Consider the following 20835-nt stretch of genomic DNA (forward strand, 5'->3'; position numbering starts at 1 on the left):
CGTTTTCCCGTTATCCAATAAGAAGCGGCGATAGCCAGTACAGCATCGCCAGCCATACGATAAAACCGCCGGTCAGCAGCACGCCTGCGCCCCGACCAATCTGGCGCGGACGCCGCCAGCACAGCAATGCCAAAACAATGCTCACTAACAGCATCACGCTATAGTCACGCTCAAACGCCAGCGGGTTGACGTCGCCTGGCGTAATCAATGCAGGCAGCCCCAGAACGATGGCGATATTGGAAATATTGGCGCCGATAATGTTGCCAATGGCGATATCATTTTCACCTTTGCGGATGCCCGCGATCGCCGTCGCCAGCTCCGGCAGGCTGGTGCCAATCGCAATCACCGTCAGGCCGATAGTCAGTTCGCTCATGGCGAAGTAGTTCGCCAGTACGGTGGCGTTATCAACCACCATCCGCGTCGCCATCGGCATAATAATCAGCGCGATACCCAGCCACAAAAACGCGACGGGTAAGCCGCCTTCGCGCGGCAGCTCCGCCACCTGCTCCCGGGTGAGGCTGTCATTTCCTTGCCGCTCCGCCAGGCGCGCGATCTTAACAATGAACAGCAGCCATAGCACGGCTAGCAGCAGAAGAAAGATTCCGTCGCTACGGCTCAGCTCGCCATCGTGCAGGACGGAACCCGCCAGCACACTGACAAATAACATTAGCGGCAATTCGCGGCGCAAAACATCAGAATGCACGGTAAAAGGGTGAAACAGCGCCGCCAGGCCCAGAATCAGCAAGATATTGATGATGTTGGAGCCGAGCGCGGTGCCTACGGCTAAATCCAGTTGCCCGTGAAGCGACGCGGCAACTGAGACAATTATCTCCGGTAATGATGTTCCGATACTGACGACCGTCATCCCGATAATGAGCGGAGGAATCCCCACTGCCCGGCACAAAATCGATGCGGCAAACACCAGACGATCGGCGCTGTAGACCACCAGAAGTAAACCAATAATTAACAGCGCCGTAGCTAAAAGCATCTAAAGTCCTTTCTTCAGGTATACTCGCCGGTCCACTGGAGGGATCTTCTGGAAGCCGTAACGAAGTCTTAATTTTGACTTTATGCGGCTAAAAAGTAAAACAAATGCCAGCTTTAGCTAACCAGGGCAGGTAATATTCTGTAAATATGTTGGGTTCATGGCTAAATTCAGCGCCATGCTTAGATCAACAAGGCGATACAAAGGATGAATCAATGGGTCAGTCTGTGGCGAATTTAGTCGATATGCGCGACGTCAGCTTTTCGCGTGGCGACCGCTGCATTTTCGATAATATTTCCCTGACCGTGCCACGCGGGAAGATCACGGCGATCATGGGGCCATCGGGGATCGGTAAAACCACGCTGTTACGACTGATTGGCGGACAGATCCCGCCGGATAGCGGGGAAATACTGTTTGATGGCGAAAACGTACCTGCTATGTCTCGCTCGCGGTTGTACACGGTACGAAAACGGATGAGCATGCTGTTTCAGTCGGGGGCGCTGTTCACTGACATGAACGTGTTTGATAACGTAGCCTACCCGCTGCGGGAGCACACGAATTTACCCGCGCCGCTGTTGAAAAGCACGGTGATGATGAAACTGGAAGCCGTTGGTCTGCGCGGCGCGGCAAAGCTCATGCCCTCTGAACTGTCCGGGGGGATGGCGCGGCGTGCGGCATTAGCCCGTGCTATTGCGCTGGAACCCGACCTCATTATGTTCGATGAGCCGTTTGTGGGTCAGGACCCGATTACGATGGGCGTACTGGTGAAGCTGATTTCCGAACTGAACAGCACGCTGGGAGTAACCTGCGTTGTCGTGTCCCACGATGTGCCGGAGGTGCTGAGCATCGCCGATCACGCCTGGATTATGGCGGACAAAAAAATCGTGGCGCACGGTAGCGCGAAGGAACTGCAAGAAAATGCCGACCCACGCGTCCGCCAGTTCCTGGACGGTATTGCCGACGGGCCGGTTCCGTTCCGCTATCCGGCGGGCGATTATCACTCCGATTTACTCGAAACAGGGAGTTAAGCCACTCATGCTGTTAAATGCGCTGGCATCGCTTGGACACCGGGGGATCAAAACCCTCAGAACGTTCGGGCGTGCCGGGTTAATGTTATTCAATGCGGTGATTGGTAAGCCGGAATTTCGCAAGCATGCGCCGCTGCTGATGCGTCAGCTCTATAATGTGGGCGTCCTGTCGATGCTCATTATTATCGTCTCTGGCGTTTTTATCGGCATGGTGCTCGGGTTGCAGGGCTATCTGGTTCTGACGACCTACAGCGCGGAAACCAGCCTGGGTATGCTGGTGGCGCTTTCATTGCTGCGTGAACTGGGGCCGGTTGTCGCGGCGTTGCTGTTTGCCGGGCGCGCAGGGTCTGCGCTGACTGCGGAAATTGGTCTTATGCGAGCGACTGAGCAGCTCTCCAGTATGGAAATGATGGCCGTCGATCCGCTGCGCCGGGTGATCTCTCCGCGCCTGTGGGCGGGGGTGATTTCGCTGCCGCTGCTGACGATTATCTTCGTGGCCGTTGGCATCTGGGGAGGATCGCTGGTTGGCGTTAGCTGGAAGGGGATCGATGCCGGTTTCTTCTGGTCGGCGATGCAGGATGCCGTCGACTGGCGTCTGGATCTCGTGAACTGTTTGATTAAGAGCGTGGTGTTCGCCATCACGGTAACGTGGATTGCGCTGTTCAATGGGTATGACGCGATTCCGACCTCTGCCGGGATTAGCCGCGCAACCACGCGCACCGTTGTGCACTCGTCTTTGGCCGTTCTGGGTCTGGATTTTGTGTTGACCGCACTGATGTTTGGGAATTGAGTTCATGCAAACGAAAAAAAGTGAAATTTGGGTAGGGATCTTCTTGCTGGTTGCGTTGCTGGCGGCGCTGTTTGTTTGCCTGAAAGCGGCCAATGTCACCTCAATGCGCACGGAGCCGACCTACACGATTTATGCGACCTTCGACAATATTGGCGGCCTGAAAGCGCGCTCTCCGGTGCGCATCGGCGGGGTGGTTGTCGGCCGGGTTGCGGATATCTCGCTGGATCCGAAAACCTACCTGCCGCGCGTCACGCTGGATATTGAAGAACGCTATAACCACATTCCTGACACCAGTTCGCTGAGTATCCGCACCTCTGGCCTGCTGGGGGAGCAATATCTGGCGTTAAACGTTGGGTTTGAAGATCCTGAACTGGGAACGTCTATCCTCAAAGATGGCGACACTATTCAGGACACCAAGTCCGCGATGGTGCTTGAAGACATGATTGGTCAGTTCCTTTACAACAGCAAAGGGGACGACAATAAGAATTCTGGCGATGCGCCAGCGCCAACTGAAGGCAATAATGAAGCGACACCGCCTGCGGGCGCAACAAATTAATCACAGGAGAATCGATGTATGTTTAAGCGATTAATGATGGTAGCGCTGCTGGTCATTGCACCGTTGAGCGCGGCAACCGCGGCGGATCAGACTAACCCGTATAAATTGATGAATGAGGCGGCGCAGAAAACCTTCGATCGTCTGAAAAACGAACAGCCGAAAATCCGTGCCAACCCGGATTACCTGCGCGACGTCGTTGACCAGGAACTGCTGCCGTATGTGCAGGTGAAATATGCGGGCGCGCTGGTACTGGGTCGTTACTACCGGGAGGCGACGCCGGCGCAGCGTGATGCCTATTTCGCGGCGTTTCGTGAATACCTGAAACAGGCTTATGGTCAGGCGCTGGCGATGTACCACGGCCAGACTTACCAGATTGCGCCGGAACAACCGCTGGGCAATGCGACCATCGTGCCGATCCGTGTGACGATCATCGATCCGAATGGCCGTCCTCCGGTTCGACTGGATTTCCAGTGGCGTAAAAACACCCAGACCGGTAACTGGCAGGCTTATGACATGATCGCGGAAGGCGTCAGTATGATCACCACAAAACAGAATGAGTGGAGCGATCTGCTGCGTACCAAAGGCATCGACGGCCTGACCGCGCAGTTGCAGTCAATTTCTCGTCAGAAAATTTCGCTGGAAGAGAAAAAATAATGACGCAGTCACTTAGCTGGACGCGCGAAGGTGACACGCTGGCATTAGCGGGAGAGCTGGACCAGGACGTGCTGAACCCTCTGTGGGATGCGCGCGTTGATGCGATGAAAGGCGTAACCTGCATCGATCTGAGCCAGGTCTCCCGGGTGGATAGCGGTGGCCTGGCGTTACTGGTGCATCTTGTCGATCAGGCGAAGCGACAGGGCAACAGCGTTTCGCTGCAAGGGGTAAACGAGAAGGTTTACACGCTGGCGAAGCTCTATAATTTGCCTGCTGACGTGCTTCCACGTTAATTTTTGTAGGCCGGATAAGGCCTTGTGCCGCCATCCGGCAAAACCCCTAAGTGGGATTTGCCACCAAAGCCTTGCCTGATTTATCAGCTGGGCTTTTTGCTTATTTATGACAGCGCCACTTTGCTCTAAGATGTTGGGCTGTTTTCCCTGTTTGACGAATGAAGAGCCCATGGAAAATCATGAAATTCAGAGCGTGCTGATGAGCGCACTCTCCCTCCAGGAAGTCCACGTCTCTGGCGATGGCAGTCACTTTCAGGTTATCGCCGTGGGTGAGATGTTTGACGGCATGAGCCGGGTCAAGAAGCAGCAGTCTGTTTACGGCCCGTTGATGGAGTTTATTGCGGATAACCGTATCCATGCCGTATCGATCAAAGCGTATACCCCAGCGGAATGGGAACGCGATCGCAAACTTAACGGTTTTTGAGCGACGGGCGACACGCCGGTAGCAGATATGAATTCTTAACAGAGAACAGAATAATGGATAAATTTCGTGTACAGGGGCCGACAACGCTCCAGGGCGAAGTCACAATTTCAGGCGCTAAAAATGCCGCATTGCCGATCCTTTTCGCGGCGCTGCTGGCAGAAGAGCCGGTAGAGATCCAGAACGTTCCAAAGCTGAAAGACATCGATACGACGATGAAACTGCTCAGCCAGCTTGGAACGAAAGTGGAACGTAACGGTTCTGTCTGGATCGACGCCAGCCAGGTCAACATTTTCTGCGCGCCTTATGAACTGGTAAAAACCATGCGCGCGTCGATTTGGGCGCTGGGGCCGCTGGTTGCGCGTTTTGGTCAGGGGCAGGTTTCTCTGCCAGGCGGCTGCGCCATCGGCGCGCGTCCGGTCGATCTGCACATCACCGGCCTGGAACAACTGGGCGCTGAGATCAAGCTGGAAGAAGGCTATGTGAAGGCGTCTGTTAATGGTCGTCTGAAAGGCGCGCATATCGTGATGGACAAAGTCAGCGTCGGTGCGACGGTGACCATCATGTCTGCGGCAACGCTGGCCGAAGGGACCACCGTGATTGAAAACGCCGCGCGTGAGCCGGAGATCGTCGATACCGCGAACTTCCTGGTGACGCTGGGAGCGAAGATCAGCGGTCAGGGCACCGATCGTATTACCATTGAGGGCGTTGAGCGTCTGGGCGGCGGCGTATACCGTGTTCTGCCCGATCGCATTGAAACCGGCACCTTCCTGGTCGCGGCGGCGATTTCCGGCGGTAAAATCGTCTGCCGTAACGCGCAGCCGGATACGCTGGATGCCGTACTGGCTAAACTGCGTGACGCCGGAGCGGATATTGAAACCGGTGAAGACTGGATCAGCCTGGACATGCATGGCCAGCGTCCGAAAGCTGTGAATGTGCGCACCGCGCCGCACCCGGCTTTCCCGACCGATATGCAGGCGCAGTTCACGCTGCTGAACCTTGTCGCGGAAGGGACGGGTTTCATCACGGAAACCATTTTCGAAAACCGCTTTATGCATGTGCCTGAACTGATCCGTATGGGCGCGCACGCGGAAATCGAGAGCAACACCGTGATTTGCCACGGCGTTGAAAAACTTTCCGGGGCGCAGGTGATGGCGACCGACTTGCGTGCGTCTGCGAGCCTGGTGCTGGCGGGATGCATTGCAGAAGGCACGACGCTGGTCGATCGTATTTATCACATCGATCGTGGCTATGAGCGCATTGAAGACAAACTGCGCGCGCTGGGCGCGAATATTGAGCGTGTGAAAGGCGAGTAATTTTTTCCGCATGCACTGGTAGCCCCTGTTCGGGGGCTACCGTTCAGAGCGTTATCCGTTCCTTACTTCTCTATTTCCCTTTTCGAGCCCGCATCAGACGCGTTCTGTCAATGAACTCATGGGTTTCTGGGTCATGATAGCGCGACGGCCAGATCACCCAGGGTTCTGTACCCAGCGCCTTCGCAATGATGAGCTCTCCTTTCGGCCACGGTCGGGTCAGGGCGTTTGCCAGCGTCGAGGAACTTAATCCATTCTTGCGTGATTCCGCCGCCATAGATGTCCCTTTTTTACGTAATCCGGCAATGATGTCTGCGGGATGCCAGTCAATGAGTTTATTTTCCATTATTCCCTCACTCCTTCGGTCAGTCAGTCGCTTGCGGCCTGGATAATCAGCCTGTGAGAAATACTATACGCCAGGTGATAGTATTGCTCTAATATGTTCCTGTAAAGAGTATGCATATTCATAAAATGTGACAGCATACGTGCGATGGGTAAAGGGCTGGAAAAGAAATGAGCAACTGGAATTTACTGGAACTAAAAGATTCATCCCGCGCAGGGCACGGGATGAGAAGGGAGGGTTAACGATCGCGTTGTACGGCGATGTGCGCCAGACCGATCAGAGCTTCGCGCCAGGGCGTATCAGGCAGAATCTGTAGGGCGGCGATGGCTTTATCGGCCTCGTCTTCTGCACGCTGACGCGTCCATTCCAGTGAACCGCAGGCGGTCATGGCTTCCAGAACGGGTTCCAGAAGGTGGCGCCCATTGCCTTGTTCAATGGCGGTACGGATCATTTGCGCCTGCTCTGGCGTACCGTTACGCATAGCGTGCAGCAGCGGCAGCGTTGGTTTTCCTTCGTTGAGGTCATCGCCGACATTTTTACCTAACTGCTCGCCATCAGCGCTGTAATCGAGTAAATCGTCAATCAGCTGAAAGGCCGTACCGAGATAACGACCATAATCCTGTAACCCTTTTTCCTGCTCAGGAGTACAGCCAGCAAGAAGACCGGAACACTGCGCCGCAGCTTCAAACAGGCGCGCCGTTTTGCTGTAAATCACGCGCATGTAATTTTCTTCGGTGATGTCCGGGTCGTTGACGTTCATCAGTTGCAGCACTTCGCCTTCGGCGATGACGTTCACCGCTTCTGACATTACTTCCAGCACTTTCAGCGAGCCAAGGCTGGTCATCATCTGGAACGCGCGGGTGTAGATAAAATCACCGACCAGGACGCTGGCGGCGTTGCCAAATGCCGCGTTCGCCGTTGCCTTCCCACGACGCATATCGGATTCATCCACAACATCGTCGTGTAGCAGGGTGGCGGTGTGGATAAACTCGATTAAGGCAGCGATCGTGACGTGCGCATTTTCCTGATAACCAACGGCGCGCGCAGCGAGTACGGCAATCATCGGGCGGATACGTTTTCCGCCGCCGCTAACGATGTAATACCCTAACTGATTGATCAGTTGGACGTCGGAATTGAGCTGTTCAAGGATTGTCGCATTGACACCCGCCATATCTTGCGCGGTTAACTCATTGATTTTTTCTAAATTCATCGCAAAAGCCGGGCTTATCGCCCCGATTAACTCATCATGGGATGAGATAACTAAGGGTTTAGGGTTAGGAATATATGCTGATTGTACTGAAAAAACGGCGCAGATAAACGTTACCGTACACGTTGTGTTTTTTTTCTTCATGTATTGACGGTAGCACTTGTCAAAGGCTCGCGTTTTGCGTAATATTCGCGCCCTATTGTGAATATTTATAGCGCACTCTGAATCATTGAAAAGGCGTGCGCGGAAGCGGAGTTTTTTATGTACGCGGTTTTCCAAAGTGGTGGTAAACAACACCGAGTAAGCGAAGGTCAGACCGTTCGCCTGGAAAAGCTGGACATCGCAACTGGCGAAACTATTGAGTTCGCTGAAGTTCTGATGATCGCAAACGGTGAAGAAGTCAAAATCGGCGTTCCTTTCGTTGATGGCGGCGTAATCAAAGCTGAAGTTGTTGCTCACGGTCGTGGCGAGAAAGTTAAAATCGTTAAGTTTCGTCGTCGTAAACACTATCGTAAGCAGCAAGGCCACCGTCAGTGGTTCACTGATGTGAAAATTACTGGCATCAGCGCCTAAGACCTGAGGAGAGATTTAAATGGCACATAAAAAGGCTGGCGGCTCAACTCGTAACGGTCGCGATTCAGAAGCTAAACGCTTGGGCGTTAAGCGTTTCGGTGGCGAAACCGTTCTGGCGGGTAGCATCATCGTTCGTCAACGTGGCACCAAATTCCACGCTGGCACTAACGTAGGTTGCGGTCGTGACCACACTCTGTTTGCTAAAGCAGACGGTAAAGTGAAATTCGAAGTTAAAGGCCCGAACAACCGTAAATACATCAGCATCGTTGCTGAGTAAGTTCTTCGTGGTCCGGTAACGGATTAAAGCCCCGCAACGTGTTGCGGGGCTTTTTACATTGAAAACCCGGAAAATTTTCTTGTAGGGAAAACGGGCATGAAGCAGCAGGCTGGCATTGGCATCCTTTTAGCACTCACCACTGCAATGTGTTGGGGCGCCTTGCCAATTGCAATGAAGCAGGTGCTGGAGGTGATGGAACCTCCAACCATTGTCTTCTATCGCTTTTTAATGGCGAGTATCGGCCTCGGCGCGATCCTGGCAGTTAAAAGAAAGCTCCCGCCATTGCGTATTTTTCGCAAACCGCGCTGGCTGGTGTTGCTGGCGATTGCAACAGGTGGACTTTTCGGGAATTTCATCCTGTTCAGCTCTTCCCTGCAATATTTGAGTCCGACGGCATCGCAGGTTATCGGTCAACTGTCACCGGTTGGCATGATGGTCGCCAGCGTCTTTATTTTGAAAGAAAAGATGCGCGGCACGCAGGTGATTGGCGCGCTCATGCTGCTTTGTGGGCTGGTGATGTTCTTTAATACCAGTCTGATCGAGATTTTTACCAAACTGACCGATTACACCTGGGGTGTGATCTTTGGGGTCGGTGCGGCGACGGTCTGGGTGAGTTATGGCGTCGCGCAAAAGGTGTTATTGCGTCGTCTGGCCTCACAGCAGATCCTGTTTTTACTGTACACTTTATGTACGATTGCGTTATTGCCGCTGGCGAAGCCGGGGGTTATCTCGCAGTTAAGCGACTGGCAGCTCGCGTGTTTGATTTTCTGTGGGCTGAATACGCTGGTAGGATATGGCGCCCTGGCAGAAGCGATGGCGCGTTGGCAGGCAGCGCAGGTGAGTGCGTTAATCACGCTCACTCCGCTGTTTACGCTGTTATTTTCAGATCTATTATCTATGGCCTGGCCCGATTTCTTCGCCAGACCGATGTTAAACCTTTTAGGTTATCTCGGTGCGTTTGTCGTGGTTGCGGGCGCGATGTATTCCGCCATTGGTCATCGTATTTGGGGCGGTTTACGCAAGCATGAAACGGTGGTTTCGCAACCCCGCTCAGGCGAATGATTTACGGAGAGTAAAATGAAGTTTGTTGATGAAGCATCGATTCTGGTCGTTGCTGGCGATGGCGGCAATGGTTGCGTGAGCTTCCGCCGCGAAAAATACATCCCGAAAGGCGGCCCGGATGGCGGCGATGGCGGCGATGGCGGCGACGTCTGGCTGGAAGCCGACGAAAACCTGAACACGCTGATCGATTACCGCTTTGAAAAATCGTTCCGCGCTGAACGTGGTCAGAATGGCGCAAGCCGTGACTGCACCGGTAAACGTGGGAAAGATGTCACGATCAAAGTGCCTGTCGGTACGCGTGTTATCGATCAGGGCACCGGCGAAACCATGGGCGATATGACCAAACACGGTCAGCGTCTGATGGTTGCCAAAGGCGGCTGGCACGGCCTGGGCAATACCCGCTTTAAGTCCTCTGTTAACCGTACTCCGCGTCAGAAAACGATGGGCACGCCGGGCGATAAGCGCGATTTGATGCTGGAGCTGATGCTGCTGGCGGACGTGGGTATGCTGGGTATGCCAAACGCCGGTAAATCAACCTTTATCCGCGCGGTATCTGCGGCAAAACCGAAAGTGGCGGACTATCCGTTTACCACTCTGGTGCCGAGCCTTGGCGTTGTGCGTATGGACAACGAAAAGAGCTTTGTGGTTGCCGATATTCCGGGGCTGATTGAAGGCGCGGCGGAAGGCGCGGGTCTGGGGATTCGCTTCCTGAAGCACCTGGAACGTTGCCGCGTACTGCTGCACCTTATTGATATCGATCCGATCGACGGTTCCGATCCGGTGGAAAACGCCCGTATCATTATCGGCGAACTGGAAAAATACAGTCAGGATCTGGCTGCTAAGCCGCGCTGGTTAGTGTTCAACAAAATTGATTTGCTGGACCAGACCGAAGCGGAAGAAAAAGCGAAAGCTATCGCGCAGGCGCTGGGCTGGGAAGATAAGTACTACATGATTTCCGCTGCCAGCCAGACTGGCGTGAAAGATCTCTGCTGGGATGTGATGACCTTTATCATCGAGAACCCCATCGTTCAGGCTGATGAAGCGAAGCAGCCGGAGAAAGTGGAGTTCATGTGGGACGATTATCACCGTCAGCAGCTCGCTGAAGTCGAAGATGAAGCAGAAGATGACTGGGATGACGACTGGGACGAAGACGACGAAGAAGGCGTCGAGTTCATCTACAAGCGTTAATCTGGTTCAAATGCCCGGTGGCGCTTACGCTTACCGGGCCTACGGGTACGTAGGCCGGATAAGGCGCAAAGCGCCGCCATCCGGCAATTAAATGACCCATCTAGTGTGTAGGCCGGATAAGCGTCAGCGCCATCCGGCACTATCCTCACCTAGTTGTTCTGATAAAGATCTTTGTACAACCGGCTTTCAAAACGTACTAACGGAATTCGACGATTGCGCTGGTCAGCTGGCGTAACGGCATACCCGGAAAGATACTGAACAAACGCCATTCGTTGCCCACTTGCTGTTGTAATAAATCCCGCCAGATTATAGACCCCTTGCAGCGAGCCTGTTTTCGCCGAAACTTTACCATCGACCCCAGCCTGATGCAGACCCGCACGGTATTGCAGAGAGCCGTCATATCCCGCCAGCGGCAGCATGGAGATAAAGTTCAGCTCGTTGTCGTGTTGGGCGATGTATTGCAGCACCTGCATCATGGTGGCCGGGGCAATCAGGTTGTGGCGAGAGAGGCCCGAACCGTCAGCGATGATGGTGTTGCCAATATCAACGCCAGCCTGCTGACGCAGGATCTGGCGTACGGCATCAGATCCCGCCCGCCATGTGCCGGGAACGTTGAAGCGTGCGTGGCCGATCATGCGAAAGACGGTATCGGCAATCATGTTGTCCGATTTTTTCAGCATAATCTTAAGCAAATCATGCAGCGGCGCAGACTGCTTGCTGGCAACCACCGTTCCGGGTTCGTTGACCTGCGTCTGGCGTAACAGCGTACCGCTGTAGGTAATACCTGCTTGTTTTAACTCGTCTTTCAGGATCGCTCCGGCATAGCTGGCGCCGTCCTGAATGGCGAAGGCCAGCGGTAACGGTTCGGCGCGCTGCGGCAGACAGCCTGTCAGCGTGAAGCGGTTTAAATCCCCCGGAACGACATCCAGCTCACAGTATTGCGCTTCCGCAGAGCCGCGTGGGAGGGTGCGAACCTGACTGAACATGGTCACCGGGTAATAGGACGCCACGCGAATATACGCTAAGTCATTCGGTTTTTGCGCGCTGTAGAGGGAGATGGAAAAGCAGTTGCGATCGACAATGGCGGCTGCGGGGGGGGCGCTAAAACATTGCGTCATGTCATTCCAGGGCCAGCCTGGCGCTTTATCATGGCTGGCGAAAATGGAGGTGTCGATGAGCACATTTCCCGCAATTTGCGTCACGCCGGATTTTTTCAGCGTCGCGACCATATTGCGAATATCCTGGCGTTTTAGCGTCGGATCGGCACCAAATCGCGCCACTAAGTCCCCTTTTAAGACGCCATTGTCCACGTTGCCTTTTGTCTCCAGCGTGGTGGTAAAACGAAAATCGGGGCCGAGCTGAATCAATGCCGCGAGGGCCGTGATCACTTTTTGCGTACTGGCGGGCAGCGCCATCTGCTGGCTATGGTAATCAATCGCGGGCGTGGACGCGCCGACCTTCTGAGCCATGAAAGCAAGGTTGGCCCCATCAGGGAGCTGATTGATGTATTCATCAACATTCGCGGCCTGGACGCTGAACGCTATACTGGTGGTCAATCCGATGATAAATCTGGAAAATCGCATAATCTCGCGCTAACAACCTGGAAACAAGCCGTCATACTACGGCGCAATGCCCTGGAAAGTAAACGATGACCCATAGGGAACTCCAGGGTAAAATACGTATCAAATTGAGAATTGTAGCTGACCTGGGGCTTTGTACCCGGGTCGGTATTTTTTTGCTTCTGGCTTTGGTAGAACGCATACCGGAGCAGGCTTAGCAGCCGAGGCGGGGTCAATCACCCCCTACAGGAATGTTCAAGAGGTATAACAAATGCAAGCTATTCCGATGACTTTACGTGGTGCCGAAAAACTGCGCGAAGAGCTGGATTTTCTGAAATCTGTGCGCCGTCCTGAAATCATCGCCGCTATCGCGGAAGCGCGTGAGCATGGCGACCTGAAAGAGAACGCCGAGTATCACGCTGCGCGTGAACAGCAGGGTTTCTGCGAAGGACGTATCAAGGATATCGAGGCGAAGCTGTCGAATGCGCAGGTGATCGACGTGACGAAGATGCCGAACAACGGACGTGTTGTTTTCGGCGCAACGGTAACTGTTCTGAATCTCGATAACGATGAAGAGCAGACCTGGCGTATTGTCGGCGATGACGAAGCGGATTTTAAACAGAACCTGATTTCCGTGAATTCACCTATCGCGCGCGGCCTGGTTGGCAAAGAGCAGGATGACGTCGTGACCATCAAAACGCCTGGCGGCGAAGTGGAATACGAAGTGATTAAGGTGGAATACCTGTAAGAATTACCCAATACTCAAGATGTTGATGTATTGTAAAGAAAGGAAAAAGGCCGCTATGCGGCCTTTTATCAACGAAGAGAGCGTGGCATTTTGCTCTCCTGCTTGCGGAAAACCCCTCGTTTTACACAGATTTTGTGTTCGACTTTAGGATATTCTTAGCGTGGCAGCGAGATTTTACGTTCTTTAGTTGGGCGATAAAGTACCAGCGTTTTACCGATGACCTGTACGTTACAGGCGCCGGTTTCGCGTACGATAGCTTCCACGATCAAGGTTTTGGTTTCGCGATCTTCCGAGGCGATCTTCACCTTGATAAGTTCATGGTGCTCTAACGCTTGTTCAATCTCGGCCAGTACCCCTTCGGTCAAACCATTGTTGCCAAGCATAACTACCGGCTTGAGCGGATGTGCCAGACCTTTCAGGTGCTGTTTTTGTTTAGTACTCAGATTCATCGTATATTTTTGCTTACGTTGGGATTGAAAACGGGTCATTCTACCGCCATCTCCCATATATCACCAAATGAGCGCGTAAAAATTTACGCTACGGGTAACGATGAATTGCCCCGACGGGAAAGTTAAATGACAGGTAAAAAGCGTTCTGCCAGCTCGAGTCGCTGGCTTCAGGAACACTTTAGCGATAAATATGTTCAACAGGCGCAGAAAAAGGGGTTACGTTCCCGTGCCTGGTTTAAACTTGATGAAATACAGCAAAGTGACAAACTTTTTAAGCCGGGGATGACAGTTGTCGACCTCGGTGCTGCGCCAGGAGGCTGGTCACAGTATGTGGTCACGCAGATTGGCGGCAAAGGCCGTATCATCGCTTGCGATCTTTTACCTATGGATCCTATCGTTGGTGTGGACTTTCTTCAGGGCGACTTTCGTGATGAACTTGTTATGAAAGCGCTGCTGGAACGCGTGGGTGACAGTAAAGTACAAGTTGTCATGTCAGATATGGCACCAAACATGAGCGGAACACCGGCGGTGGATATCCCCCGCGCCATGTATCTGGTGGAACTGGCGTTAGAAATGTGTCGTGATGTGCTGGCGCCAGGTGGAAGTTTTGTAGTGAAGGTGTTCCAGGGCGAAGGTTTCGATGAGTACCTAAGGGAAATTCGCTCCCTGTTTACGAAGGTTAAAGTTCGTAAGCCGGACTCTTCGCGTGCGCGTTCACGCGAAGTGTATATTGTAGCGACCGGGCGAAAACCATAACCGGGGGATTTCAGACGAAAGTTTGAAAGAAGCTGGATATAGAGTATCCTGACGCTGTTTTTAACACAGTTGTAATAAGAGGTTAATCCCTTGAGTGACATGGCGAAAAACCTAATACTCTGGCTGGTCATTGCCGTTGTGCTGATGTCAGTATTCCAGAGCTTTGGGCCCAGCGAGTCTAATGGCCGTAAGGTGGATTACTCTACCTTCCTGCAAGAGGTCAACCAGGACCAGGTTCGTGAAGCGCGTATCAACGGACGTGAGATCAACGTTACCAAGAAAGATAGTAACCGTTACACGACCTACATTCCGGTTAACGATCCGAAGCTGCTTGATAACCTGCTGACCAAAAACGTCAAGGTTGTTGGCGAACCACCTGAAGAGCCGAGCCTGCTGGCTTCAATCTTTATTTCCTGGTTCCCGATGCTGTTGCTGATCGGCGTCTGGATCTTCTTCATGCGTCAGATGCAGGGCGGCGGTGGCAAAGGCGCCATGTCGTTCGGTAAGAGTAAAGCGCGCATGCTGACGGAAGATCAGATCAAAACCACTTTTGCCGATGTCGCAGGTTGTGACGAAGCGAAAGAAGAAGTGGCTGAGCTGGTCGAGTATCTGCGTGAACCAAGCCGCTTCCAGAAGCTGGGCGGTAAAATCCCGAAAGGCGTCCTGATGGTCGGCCCTCCGGGTACGGGTAAAACCCTGCTGGCGAAAGCTATTGCAGGCGAAGCGAAAGTCCCGTTCTTTACGATTTCCGGTTCTGACTTCGTCGAAATGTTCGTCGGTGTTGGCGCATCTCGTGTGCGTGACATGTTCGAACAGGCTAAGAAAGCGGCGCCGTGCATTATCTTCATTGATGAAATCGACGCCGTAGGCCGCCAGCGTGGCGCGGGTCTGGGCGGCGGTCATGATGAACGTGAACAGACATTGAACCAGATGCTGGTTGAGATGGACGGCTTCGAAGGTAACGAAGGTATCATCGTTATCGCGGCGACTAACCGTCCAGACGTACTTGACCCTGCGCTGCTGCGTCCTGGCCGTTTCGACCGTCAGGTCGTGGTAGGTCTGCCAGACGTGCGTGGTCGTGAGCAGATCCTGAAAGTGCATATGCGTCGCGTACCGCTGGCGCCGGATATCGATGCGGCAATCATCGCACGCGGCACGCCGGGCTTCTCTGGCGCCGATCTGGCGAACCTTGTGAACGAAGCGGCGCTGTTTGCTGCCCGTGGCAACAAGCGTGTGGTATCCATGGTTGAGTTCGAGAAAGCGAAAGACAAAATCATGATGGGTGCGGAACGTCGCTCCATGGTGATGACGGAAGCGCAGAAAGAATCTACCGCTTACCACGAAGCAGGCCATGCGATTATTGGTCGCCTTGTTCCAGAGCACGATCCGGTGCATAAAGTGACGATTATTCCGCGCGGTCGTGCGCTGGGTGTGACCTTCTTCCTGCCTGAAGGCGACGCGATTAGCGCCAGCCGTCAGAAACTGGAAAGCCAGATCTCCACGTTGTACGGCGGTCGTCTGGCGGAAGAGATCATCTATGGCGTAGAGCATGTTTCTACCGGTGCGTCGAACGACATTAAAGTCGCGACTAACCTGGCGCGTAACATGGTCACCCAGTGGGGCTTCTCCGATAAGCTCGGTCCGCTGCTGTATGCAGAGGAAGAAGGGGAAGTGTTCCTGGGACGTAGCGTTGCGAAAGCCAAACACATGTCTGATGAAACCGCGCGTATCATCGACCAGGAAGTGAAAGCGCTGATTGAACGTAACTACAATCGTGCTCGTCAGATCCTGAATGACAATATGGACATCCTGCATGCAATGAAAGATGCGCTCATGAAGTATGAGACCATCGATGCGCCGCAGATTGATGACCTGATGGCGCGCCGCGAAGTTCGCCCGCCGGCTGGCTGGGAAGATCCGAACGGCACCAACAACTCTGACAACAATGGCACGCCTCGTGCGCCGCGCCCGGTTGATGAACCGCGTACGCCGAACCCAGGCAACACCATGTCAGAGCAGTTAGGCGACAAATAAGTTATCTGTTATTGATGACTCTGCTTCACCGAAACCCTGGGGCTTGCTCCGGGGTTTTTTATATTTGAAATAACATCAGAAGGATTAGCTATGAAACTCTTCGCCCAGGGCTCCACGCTGGATCTCTCTCACCCACACGTAATGGGCATCCTGAACGTCACGCCGGATTCTTTCTCCGATGGCGGGACGCACAATACGCTGGTGGAGGCGGTGAAGCACGCTAATCTGATGATTAACGCCGGAGCGACGATTATTGATGTCGGCGGCGAATCAACGCGACCTGGCGCGGCGGATGTCAGCGTTGAAGAAGAACTGGAACGCGTGATCCCGGTAGTTGAGTCCATCGCCCAGCGTTTTGAGGTATGGATTTCAGTGGATACCTCAAAACCGGAGGTGATTCGGGAATCGGCAAGAGTGGGCGCTCACATCATCAACGACATCCGCTCTCTCTCTGAACCGGGAGCGCTTGAGGCGGCGGCTGAGACTGGTTTACCGGTCTGCCTGATGCATATGCAAGGGCAGCCTAAAACAATGCAGGAAGCGCCAAAGTACGAAGACGTTTTTGCGGAGGTCAATCGCTACTTTATTGACCAAATAGCACGCTGTGAAAGGGCAGGCATCGCAAAAGAGAAATTGTTGCTCGACCCGGGATTCGGTTTCGGTAAAAATCTCTCCCATAACTATACGTTATTGGCACGTCTGGCGGAGTTTCATCATTTTAACCTGCCGCTGCTGGTGGGAATGTCACGTAAATCGATGATTGGTCAGTTGCTCAACGTCGGGCCCTCCGATCGTTTGAGCGGGAGCCTGGCGTGTGCGGTTATCGCCGCAATGCAGGGGGCGCATATCATTCGTGTCCATGACGTTAAAGAAACCGTAGAAGCGATGCGTGTGGTAGAAGCCACCCTGTCTGCAAAGGAAAATAAACGCTATGAGTAATCGTAAATATTTTGGCACCGATGGGATCCGTGGTCGTGTAGGCGATGCGCCCATTACTCCTGACTTTGTGCTTAAGCTGGGCTGGGCCGCAGGGAAAGTGCTGGCGCGTCATGGTTCACGTAAAATCATTATCGGTAAAGACACGCGTATTTCTGGCTATATGCTGGAGTCTGCGCTGGAAGCCGGTCTGGCGGCAGCGGGATTGTCTGCCTCTTTTACCGGCCCGATGCCGACGCCTGCGGTGGCTTATCTGACCCGAACCTTCCGTGCAGAGGCCGGGATCGTTATCTCCGCTTCACATAACCCGTTTTATGACAATGGGATTAAATTCTTCTCCATTGACGGCACCAAACTGCCTGATGAAGTTGAAGAGGCCATTGAAGCAGAGATGGAAAAAGAGATCACCTGCGTGGATTCCTCTGAGCTGGGTAAAGCCAGCCGTATTGTGGATGCTGCGGGGCGCTACATTGAGTTCTGCAAAGGTACGTTCCCGAACGAACTGAGCCTGAATGAGCTGAAGATTGTTGTGGATTGCGCCAACGGCGCGACCTATCACATTGCACCGAACGTCCTGCGTGAACTGGGTGCGAATGTCATTGCGATTGGCTGTGAGCCGAACGGCGTCAATATTAATGAAGAAGTCGGCGCTACGGATGTGCGTGCGCTACAGGCTCGCGTGATCGCGGAGAAAGCCGATTTAGGGATCGCGCTGGACGGCGACGGCGATCGCGTGATCATGGTTGACCATGAAGGGAATAAAGTCGATGGCGATCAGATCATGTATATCATCGCCCGCGAAGGTTTGCGTCAGGGTCAACTGCGCGGTGGCGCAGTCGGTACGCTGATGAGCAACATGGGCCTGGAGCTGGCGTTGAAACAGCTGGGCATTCCGTTCGCGCGTGCTAAAGTCGGCGACCGCTACGTGCTGGAAAAACTGCAAGAAAAAGGCTGGCGTATTGGGGCGGAAAACTCCGGCCACGTTATTCTGCTGGATAAAACCACCACCGGTGACGGTATTGTCGCGGGGCTACAGGTTCTGGCGGCGATGGTGCGTAACCACATGAGTCTGCACGATTTGTGCAGCGGCATGAAAATGTTCCCGCAGATTCTGGTTAACGTACGTTATGCAGCCGGTAGCGGCGATCCGCTAGAGAATGACAACGTTAAGGCGGTGACGGCGGAAGTCGAAGCGGCGCTGGGAAATCGTGGTCGCGTGCTGCTGCGTAAGTCCGGTACTGAACCGTTAATTCGCGTAATGGTAGAAGGCGAGGATGAAGCGCAGGTTACTGAGTTTGCTCATCGTATTGCGGATGCCGTAAAAGCGGTTTAATCCTGGTGATAAGTGACTAAAAAGGCGGCGTTTGCCGCCTTTTTGTTGCAGGAAAAAGACCTTTTTGCTGTTTTTTTCCGCAGTTGATACAATGCACTAAAATTGCCCTTGCGAAGGTCATTCGCTTTGGTTAGTATTCACACCCGCTTCAGTGGGAAACAGTAAATTATCCCGCTTTATTGGTTGAAGCATTGGTATGCGGCAACTCCGCAAGGAACAGGTTGATTATGTACGAAGCTCTTTTGGTAGTTTTCCTTATTGTGGCAATTGGCCTGGTAGGCTTGATCATGCTACAGCAAGGTAAAGGCGCTGATATGGGAGCCTCCTTTGGAGCAGGCGCTTCCGCTACGCTGTTTGGTTCAAGTGGTTCTGGTAACTTCATGACCCGCATGACGGCTGTGCTGGCAACGCTGTTCTTCATCATCAGTCTGGCGCTGGGCAATATCAACAGCAACAAGACCAATAAAGGAAGTGAGTGGGAAAATCTGAGCGCTCCGGCAAAAACCGAGCAGACTCAGCCAGTTGCACCGGCACAGCCGAGCAGCGATATCCCACACTAAGATTTCCGTGCCGAGGTGGTGGAATTGGTAGACACGCTACCTTGAGGTGGTAGTGCCCAATAGGGCTTACGGGTTCAAGTCCCGTCCTCGGTACCAATATTCCGAAAGAAAGACGCTGAAAAGCGTCTTTTTTTTCGTCTGTATCTCGCGGGGGTTATAGACTTTGTTTTTGTCGGTTGGATAAGGCGTTTACGCCGCCATCCGACATGTTACGTAATGTGCCTGATGGCACTTCGTTTATCAGGCCTACACCGCCCACAAAAAAGGCCGCTTACGCGGCCTTTAATCGTTGTCCGTTAACTTACTTGCTTTTGTTTTCCAGATTCTCAACCTGCGGCAAACCCGTAGCGGAAGAGGCGGAAAGCAGGCCTGACTGCGCATAACCAAACAGTTTTTCACGCGTATCGGTGATATCCAGATTGCGCATCGTCAACTGACCGATACGGTCATCCGGCGAGAACACGGAGTCTCCTTTTTCCATCGTCAGACGCTCTGGTTTGTAGGTCAGATTGTCAGAGACGGTATTCAGGATCGAGTAGTCGTTACCACGACGCAGCTCCAGCGTGACTTCACCGGTAATCTGGCTGGCCACCCAACGTTGCAGACCGTCACGCAGCATCAGCGCCTGGGAGTCAAACCAGCGGCCCTGATACAGCAGGCGGCCTAACTGACGGCCATGCGCATGATACTGCTCGATAGTGTCTTCGTTGTGGATGCCGGTTAGCAGACGCTCGTAGGCAATATGCAGCAGCGCCATCCCCGGCGCTTCATAGATACCCCGGCTCTTCGCTTCGATGATACGGTTCTCAATCTGATCGCTCATACCCAGACCGTGACGGCCGCCGATACGGTTGGCTTCCAGCATCAGTTCAACATCATCGCTGAAGGTCTTACCGTTCAACGCGACAGGATGCCCCTGTTCAAAGCGCACGGTAACTTCTTCCGCCGGGATTTTCACGTTTTCATCCCAGAACTTGACACCCATGATTGGATTGACGATCTTGACGCTGGAGTTCAGGAATTCCAGGTCTTTGGCTTCATGGGTCGCGCCGAGCATGTTGGAGTCAGTGGAATAGGCTTTTTCGACGGACATCTTGTAGTCGAAACCGCAGGCAATCATAAACTCGGACATCTCATGACGACCGCCCAGCTCATCAATAAAGTCGGTATCCAGCCACGGTTTGTAAATCTGTAGCTCCGCGTTGGTCAACAGGCCGTAACGGTAGAAACGCTCGATGTCGTTTCCTTTATAGGTACTGCCGTCGCCCCAGATGTTAACACCATCTTCCTTCATCGCAGCGACCAGCATCGTGCCGGTAACGGCGCGGCCCAGCGGCGTGGTGTTGAAATAGGTCAGTCCGCCGGTGGTGTTATGGAAAGCGCCGCACTGGATCGCGGCGATCCCTTCGGCAACCAGCTGCTTACGGCAATCAATCAGGCGAGCGTTCTCTGCGCCGTATTCCATTGCGCGACGAGGAATGGCGTCATAGTCATCCTCATCCGGCTGACCCAGATTCGCAGTATATGCATAAGGGACAGCGCCTTTTTGTCGCATCCACAGCAGTGCAGCACTGGTGTCCAGGCCGCCGGAAAAAGCGATACCAATACGTTGACCTACCGGAAGATGCTTGAGAATCGTCGTCATAAATAAAACCCTGCTTGATAGACTGATGAAGAGATCGGCTTTCTGCTCTCAGTGCATTTTTATGCAAAATAAGTGAGTTTTCATTTAATCATCTTTTACGGATGACAGGAAGAGTTTAGTGATAA

The 20835-nt window shown here is 53.4% G+C and carries 23 protein-coding genes and 1 tRNA gene; 18 read left to right on the forward strand and 6 right to left on the reverse strand.

Going from position 1 to position 20835, the window contains the following annotated elements; genetic code table 11:
• Window positions 1-10: 10 nt before the first annotated feature.
• Entirely contained in the window at window positions 11-988 is a 978-nt protein-coding gene (locus tag OGX80_RS13085) for a calcium/sodium antiporter (protein ID WP_115181067.1), read from the reverse strand.
• A 212-nt stretch (window positions 989-1200) separates the two neighbouring features.
• Between OGX80_RS13085 and mlaF the strand changes: the two genes are divergently transcribed.
• The 7 genes from mlaF (at window position 1201) to murA (ending at window position 6043) form a co-directional block, all read left to right on the forward strand.
• The gene (mlaF, locus tag OGX80_RS13090; RefSeq protein WP_012135328.1) at window positions 1201-2013 is read left to right on the forward strand and encodes a phospholipid ABC transporter ATP-binding protein MlaF; all 813 of its coding nucleotides are present in this window, start codon (window positions 1201-1203) and stop codon (window positions 2011-2013) included.
• Between the two features lie 7 nt (window positions 2014-2020).
• Window positions 2021-2803 (forward strand): lipid asymmetry maintenance ABC transporter permease subunit MlaE, encoded by a 783-nt coding sequence (gene mlaE / locus OGX80_RS13095; RefSeq protein ID WP_058668153.1) that lies wholly within the window; start codon window positions 2021-2023, stop codon window positions 2801-2803.
• A 4-nt stretch (window positions 2804-2807) separates the two neighbouring features.
• Window positions 2808-3359, forward strand: a complete 552-nt coding sequence (mlaD, locus tag OGX80_RS13100; RefSeq protein ID WP_012135326.1) for an outer membrane lipid asymmetry maintenance protein MlaD — start codon at window positions 2808-2810, stop codon at window positions 3357-3359.
• A gap of 18 nt (window positions 3360-3377) precedes the next feature.
• Window positions 3378-4013, forward strand: a complete 636-nt coding sequence (gene mlaC, locus OGX80_RS13105; RefSeq protein ID WP_012135325.1) for a phospholipid-binding protein MlaC — start codon at window positions 3378-3380, stop codon at window positions 4011-4013.
• The gene (gene mlaB, locus OGX80_RS13110; RefSeq protein ID WP_112001517.1) at window positions 4013-4306 is read left to right on the forward strand and encodes a lipid asymmetry maintenance protein MlaB; all 294 of its coding nucleotides are present in this window, start codon (window positions 4013-4015) and stop codon (window positions 4304-4306) included. The genes mlaC and mlaB overlap by 1 nt, the downstream gene beginning before the upstream one ends.
• Before the next feature lie 169 nt (window positions 4307-4475).
• Window positions 4476-4730, forward strand: coding sequence for a BolA family iron metabolism protein IbaG (gene ibaG, locus OGX80_RS13115; protein WP_024130986.1), 255 nt, complete (start codon window positions 4476-4478; stop codon window positions 4728-4730).
• A 53-nt stretch (window positions 4731-4783) separates the two neighbouring features.
• Window positions 4784-6043 (forward strand): UDP-N-acetylglucosamine 1-carboxyvinyltransferase, encoded by a 1260-nt coding sequence (murA, locus tag OGX80_RS13120; RefSeq protein ID WP_012135322.1) that lies wholly within the window; start codon window positions 4784-4786, stop codon window positions 6041-6043.
• Window positions 6044-6113: 70 nt separating this feature from the next.
• On the opposite strand, the gene sfsB is transcribed toward murA, so the two are convergent.
• Together sfsB and ispB are read right to left on the reverse strand one after the other, a co-directional pair.
• Window positions 6114-6386 carry a DNA-binding transcriptional regulator SfsB gene (gene sfsB / locus OGX80_RS13125; RefSeq protein ID WP_012135321.1) on the reverse strand — a complete coding sequence of 91 codons (273 nt, stop codon included), beginning with the start codon at window positions 6384-6386 and terminating at the stop codon, window positions 6114-6116.
• Window positions 6387-6621: 235 nt separating this feature from the next.
• Window positions 6622-7593 carry an octaprenyl diphosphate synthase gene (ispB, locus tag OGX80_RS13130; RefSeq protein ID WP_024130985.1) on the reverse strand — a complete coding sequence of 324 codons (972 nt, stop codon included), beginning with the start codon at window positions 7591-7593 and terminating at the stop codon, window positions 6622-6624.
• Window positions 7594-7851: 258 nt separating this feature from the next.
• Between ispB and rplU the strand changes: the two genes are divergently transcribed.
• From rplU to cgtA, 4 genes are all read left to right on the forward strand, one after another.
• Window positions 7852-8163, forward strand: a complete 312-nt coding sequence (rplU, locus tag OGX80_RS13135; protein ID WP_000271396.1) for a 50S ribosomal protein L21 — start codon at window positions 7852-7854, stop codon at window positions 8161-8163.
• Between the two features lie 19 nt (window positions 8164-8182).
• On the forward strand, window positions 8183-8440 hold the full coding sequence (rpmA, locus tag OGX80_RS13140; RefSeq protein ID WP_012135319.1) for a 50S ribosomal protein L27: 258 nt from the start codon (window positions 8183-8185) through the stop codon (window positions 8438-8440).
• 96 nt (window positions 8441-8536) lie between these two features.
• The gene (locus OGX80_RS13145; RefSeq protein ID WP_104868137.1) at window positions 8537-9502 is read left to right on the forward strand and encodes a DMT family transporter; all 966 of its coding nucleotides are present in this window, start codon (window positions 8537-8539) and stop codon (window positions 9500-9502) included.
• Window positions 9503-9517: 15 nt separating this feature from the next.
• A complete protein-coding gene (cgtA, locus tag OGX80_RS13150) occupies window positions 9518-10690 on the forward strand; it encodes an Obg family GTPase CgtA (RefSeq protein ID WP_115181068.1) in 1173 nt (390 codons plus the stop codon).
• Window positions 10691-10839: 149 nt separating this feature from the next.
• Here the strand turns inward: cgtA and dacB are convergent, their stop codons facing one another.
• Window positions 10840-12273 carry a serine-type D-Ala-D-Ala carboxypeptidase gene (gene dacB / locus OGX80_RS13155; protein ID WP_049010979.1) on the reverse strand — a complete coding sequence of 478 codons (1434 nt, stop codon included), beginning with the start codon at window positions 12271-12273 and terminating at the stop codon, window positions 10840-10842.
• A gap of 247 nt (window positions 12274-12520) precedes the next feature.
• Between dacB and greA the strand changes: the two genes are divergently transcribed.
• Window positions 12521-12997, forward strand: coding sequence for a transcription elongation factor GreA (greA, locus tag OGX80_RS13160; RefSeq protein ID WP_012135312.1), 477 nt, complete (start codon window positions 12521-12523; stop codon window positions 12995-12997).
• A 155-nt stretch (window positions 12998-13152) separates the two neighbouring features.
• Here greA and yhbY read toward each other — a convergent pair whose 3' ends face one another.
• Window positions 13153-13446 carry a ribosome assembly RNA-binding protein YhbY gene (yhbY, locus tag OGX80_RS13165; protein ID WP_004139797.1) on the reverse strand — a complete coding sequence of 98 codons (294 nt, stop codon included), beginning with the start codon at window positions 13444-13446 and terminating at the stop codon, window positions 13153-13155.
• 126 nt (window positions 13447-13572) lie between these two features.
• Here yhbY and rlmE point away from each other — a divergent pair, with 126 nt between their 5' ends.
• The 6 genes from rlmE (at window position 13573) to OGX80_RS13195 (ending at window position 19161) form a co-directional block, all read left to right on the forward strand.
• Window positions 13573-14202, forward strand: a complete 630-nt coding sequence (gene rlmE, locus OGX80_RS13170) for a 23S rRNA (uridine(2552)-2'-O)-methyltransferase RlmE (protein WP_000145975.1) — start codon at window positions 13573-13575, stop codon at window positions 14200-14202.
• A gap of 99 nt (window positions 14203-14301) precedes the next feature.
• On the forward strand, window positions 14302-16236 hold the full coding sequence (ftsH, locus tag OGX80_RS13175) for an ATP-dependent zinc metalloprotease FtsH (RefSeq protein WP_012135310.1): 1935 nt from the start codon (window positions 14302-14304) through the stop codon (window positions 16234-16236).
• 90 nt (window positions 16237-16326) lie between these two features.
• Complete coding sequence (folP, locus tag OGX80_RS13180; protein WP_058668151.1) at window positions 16327-17175, forward strand: dihydropteroate synthase; 849 nt, start codon at window positions 16327-16329, stop codon at window positions 17173-17175.
• A complete protein-coding gene (glmM, locus tag OGX80_RS13185) occupies window positions 17168-18505 on the forward strand; it encodes a phosphoglucosamine mutase (RefSeq protein WP_012135308.1) in 1338 nt (445 codons plus the stop codon). Before folP ends, glmM begins: the two co-directional genes overlap by 8 nt.
• A gap of 227 nt (window positions 18506-18732) precedes the next feature.
• Window positions 18733-19065, forward strand: a complete 333-nt coding sequence (gene secG / locus OGX80_RS13190; protein WP_012135307.1) for a preprotein translocase subunit SecG — start codon at window positions 18733-18735, stop codon at window positions 19063-19065.
• A 9-nt stretch (window positions 19066-19074) separates the two neighbouring features.
• Window positions 19075-19161, forward strand: a tRNA-Leu gene (locus OGX80_RS13195).
• Between the two features lie 205 nt (window positions 19162-19366).
• Here the strand turns inward: OGX80_RS13195 and argG are convergent.
• The gene (argG, locus tag OGX80_RS13200) at window positions 19367-20710 is read right to left on the reverse strand and encodes an argininosuccinate synthase (protein WP_049010995.1); all 1344 of its coding nucleotides are present in this window, start codon (window positions 20708-20710) and stop codon (window positions 19367-19369) included.
• Between the last annotated feature and the right edge of the window lie 125 nt (window positions 20711-20835).

It is taken from the genome of Citrobacter sp. CK194, from assembly GCF_030333395.1.
Lineage (GTDB): Bacteria > Pseudomonadota > Gammaproteobacteria > Enterobacterales > Enterobacteriaceae > Citrobacter_B > Citrobacter_B koseri.

Bases quoted from the DNA above. Each gene is read 5' to 3' on its own strand.
- OGX80_RS13085 (WP_115181067.1), bottom strand. From the start codon at position 988: ATGCTTTTAGCTACGGCGCTGTTAATTATTGGTTTACTTCTGGTGGTC.
- mlaF (WP_012135328.1), top strand. From the start codon at position 1,201: ATGGGTCAGTCTGTGGCGAATTTAGTCGATATGCGCGACGTCAGCTTT.
- mlaE (WP_058668153.1), top strand. From the start codon at position 2,021: ATGCTGTTAAATGCGCTGGCATCGCTTGGACACCGGGGGATCAAAACC.
- mlaD (WP_012135326.1), top strand. From the start codon at position 2,808: ATGCAAACGAAAAAAAGTGAAATTTGGGTAGGGATCTTCTTGCTGGTT.
- mlaC (WP_012135325.1), top strand. From the start codon at position 3,378: ATGTTTAAGCGATTAATGATGGTAGCGCTGCTGGTCATTGCACCGTTG.
- mlaB (WP_112001517.1), top strand. From the start codon at position 4,013: ATGACGCAGTCACTTAGCTGGACGCGCGAAGGTGACACGCTGGCATTA.
- ibaG (WP_024130986.1), top strand. From the start codon at position 4,476: ATGGAAAATCATGAAATTCAGAGCGTGCTGATGAGCGCACTCTCCCTC.
- murA (WP_012135322.1), top strand. From the start codon at position 4,784: ATGGATAAATTTCGTGTACAGGGGCCGACAACGCTCCAGGGCGAAGTC.
- sfsB (WP_012135321.1), bottom strand. From the start codon at position 6,386: ATGGAAAATAAACTCATTGACTGGCATCCCGCAGACATCATTGCCGGA.
- ispB (WP_024130985.1), bottom strand. From the start codon at position 7,593: ATGAATTTAGAAAAAATCAATGAGTTAACCGCGCAAGATATGGCGGGT.
- rplU (WP_000271396.1), top strand. From the start codon at position 7,852: ATGTACGCGGTTTTCCAAAGTGGTGGTAAACAACACCGAGTAAGCGAA.
- rpmA (WP_012135319.1), top strand. From the start codon at position 8,183: ATGGCACATAAAAAGGCTGGCGGCTCAACTCGTAACGGTCGCGATTCA.
- OGX80_RS13145 (WP_104868137.1), top strand. From the start codon at position 8,537: ATGAAGCAGCAGGCTGGCATTGGCATCCTTTTAGCACTCACCACTGCA.
- cgtA (WP_115181068.1), top strand. From the start codon at position 9,518: ATGAAGTTTGTTGATGAAGCATCGATTCTGGTCGTTGCTGGCGATGGC.
- dacB (WP_049010979.1), bottom strand. From the start codon at position 12,273: ATGCGATTTTCCAGATTTATCATCGGATTGACCACCAGTATAGCGTTC.
- greA (WP_012135312.1), top strand. From the start codon at position 12,521: ATGCAAGCTATTCCGATGACTTTACGTGGTGCCGAAAAACTGCGCGAA.
- yhbY (WP_004139797.1), bottom strand. From the start codon at position 13,446: ATGAATCTGAGTACTAAACAAAAACAGCACCTGAAAGGTCTGGCACAT.
- rlmE (WP_000145975.1), top strand. From the start codon at position 13,573: ATGACAGGTAAAAAGCGTTCTGCCAGCTCGAGTCGCTGGCTTCAGGAA.
- ftsH (WP_012135310.1), top strand. From the start codon at position 14,302: ATGGCGAAAAACCTAATACTCTGGCTGGTCATTGCCGTTGTGCTGATG.
- folP (WP_058668151.1), top strand. From the start codon at position 16,327: ATGAAACTCTTCGCCCAGGGCTCCACGCTGGATCTCTCTCACCCACAC.
- glmM (WP_012135308.1), top strand. From the start codon at position 17,168: ATGAGTAATCGTAAATATTTTGGCACCGATGGGATCCGTGGTCGTGTA.
- secG (WP_012135307.1), top strand. From the start codon at position 18,733: ATGTACGAAGCTCTTTTGGTAGTTTTCCTTATTGTGGCAATTGGCCTG.
- argG (WP_049010995.1), bottom strand. From the start codon at position 20,710: ATGACGACGATTCTCAAGCATCTTCCGGTAGGTCAACGTATTGGTATC.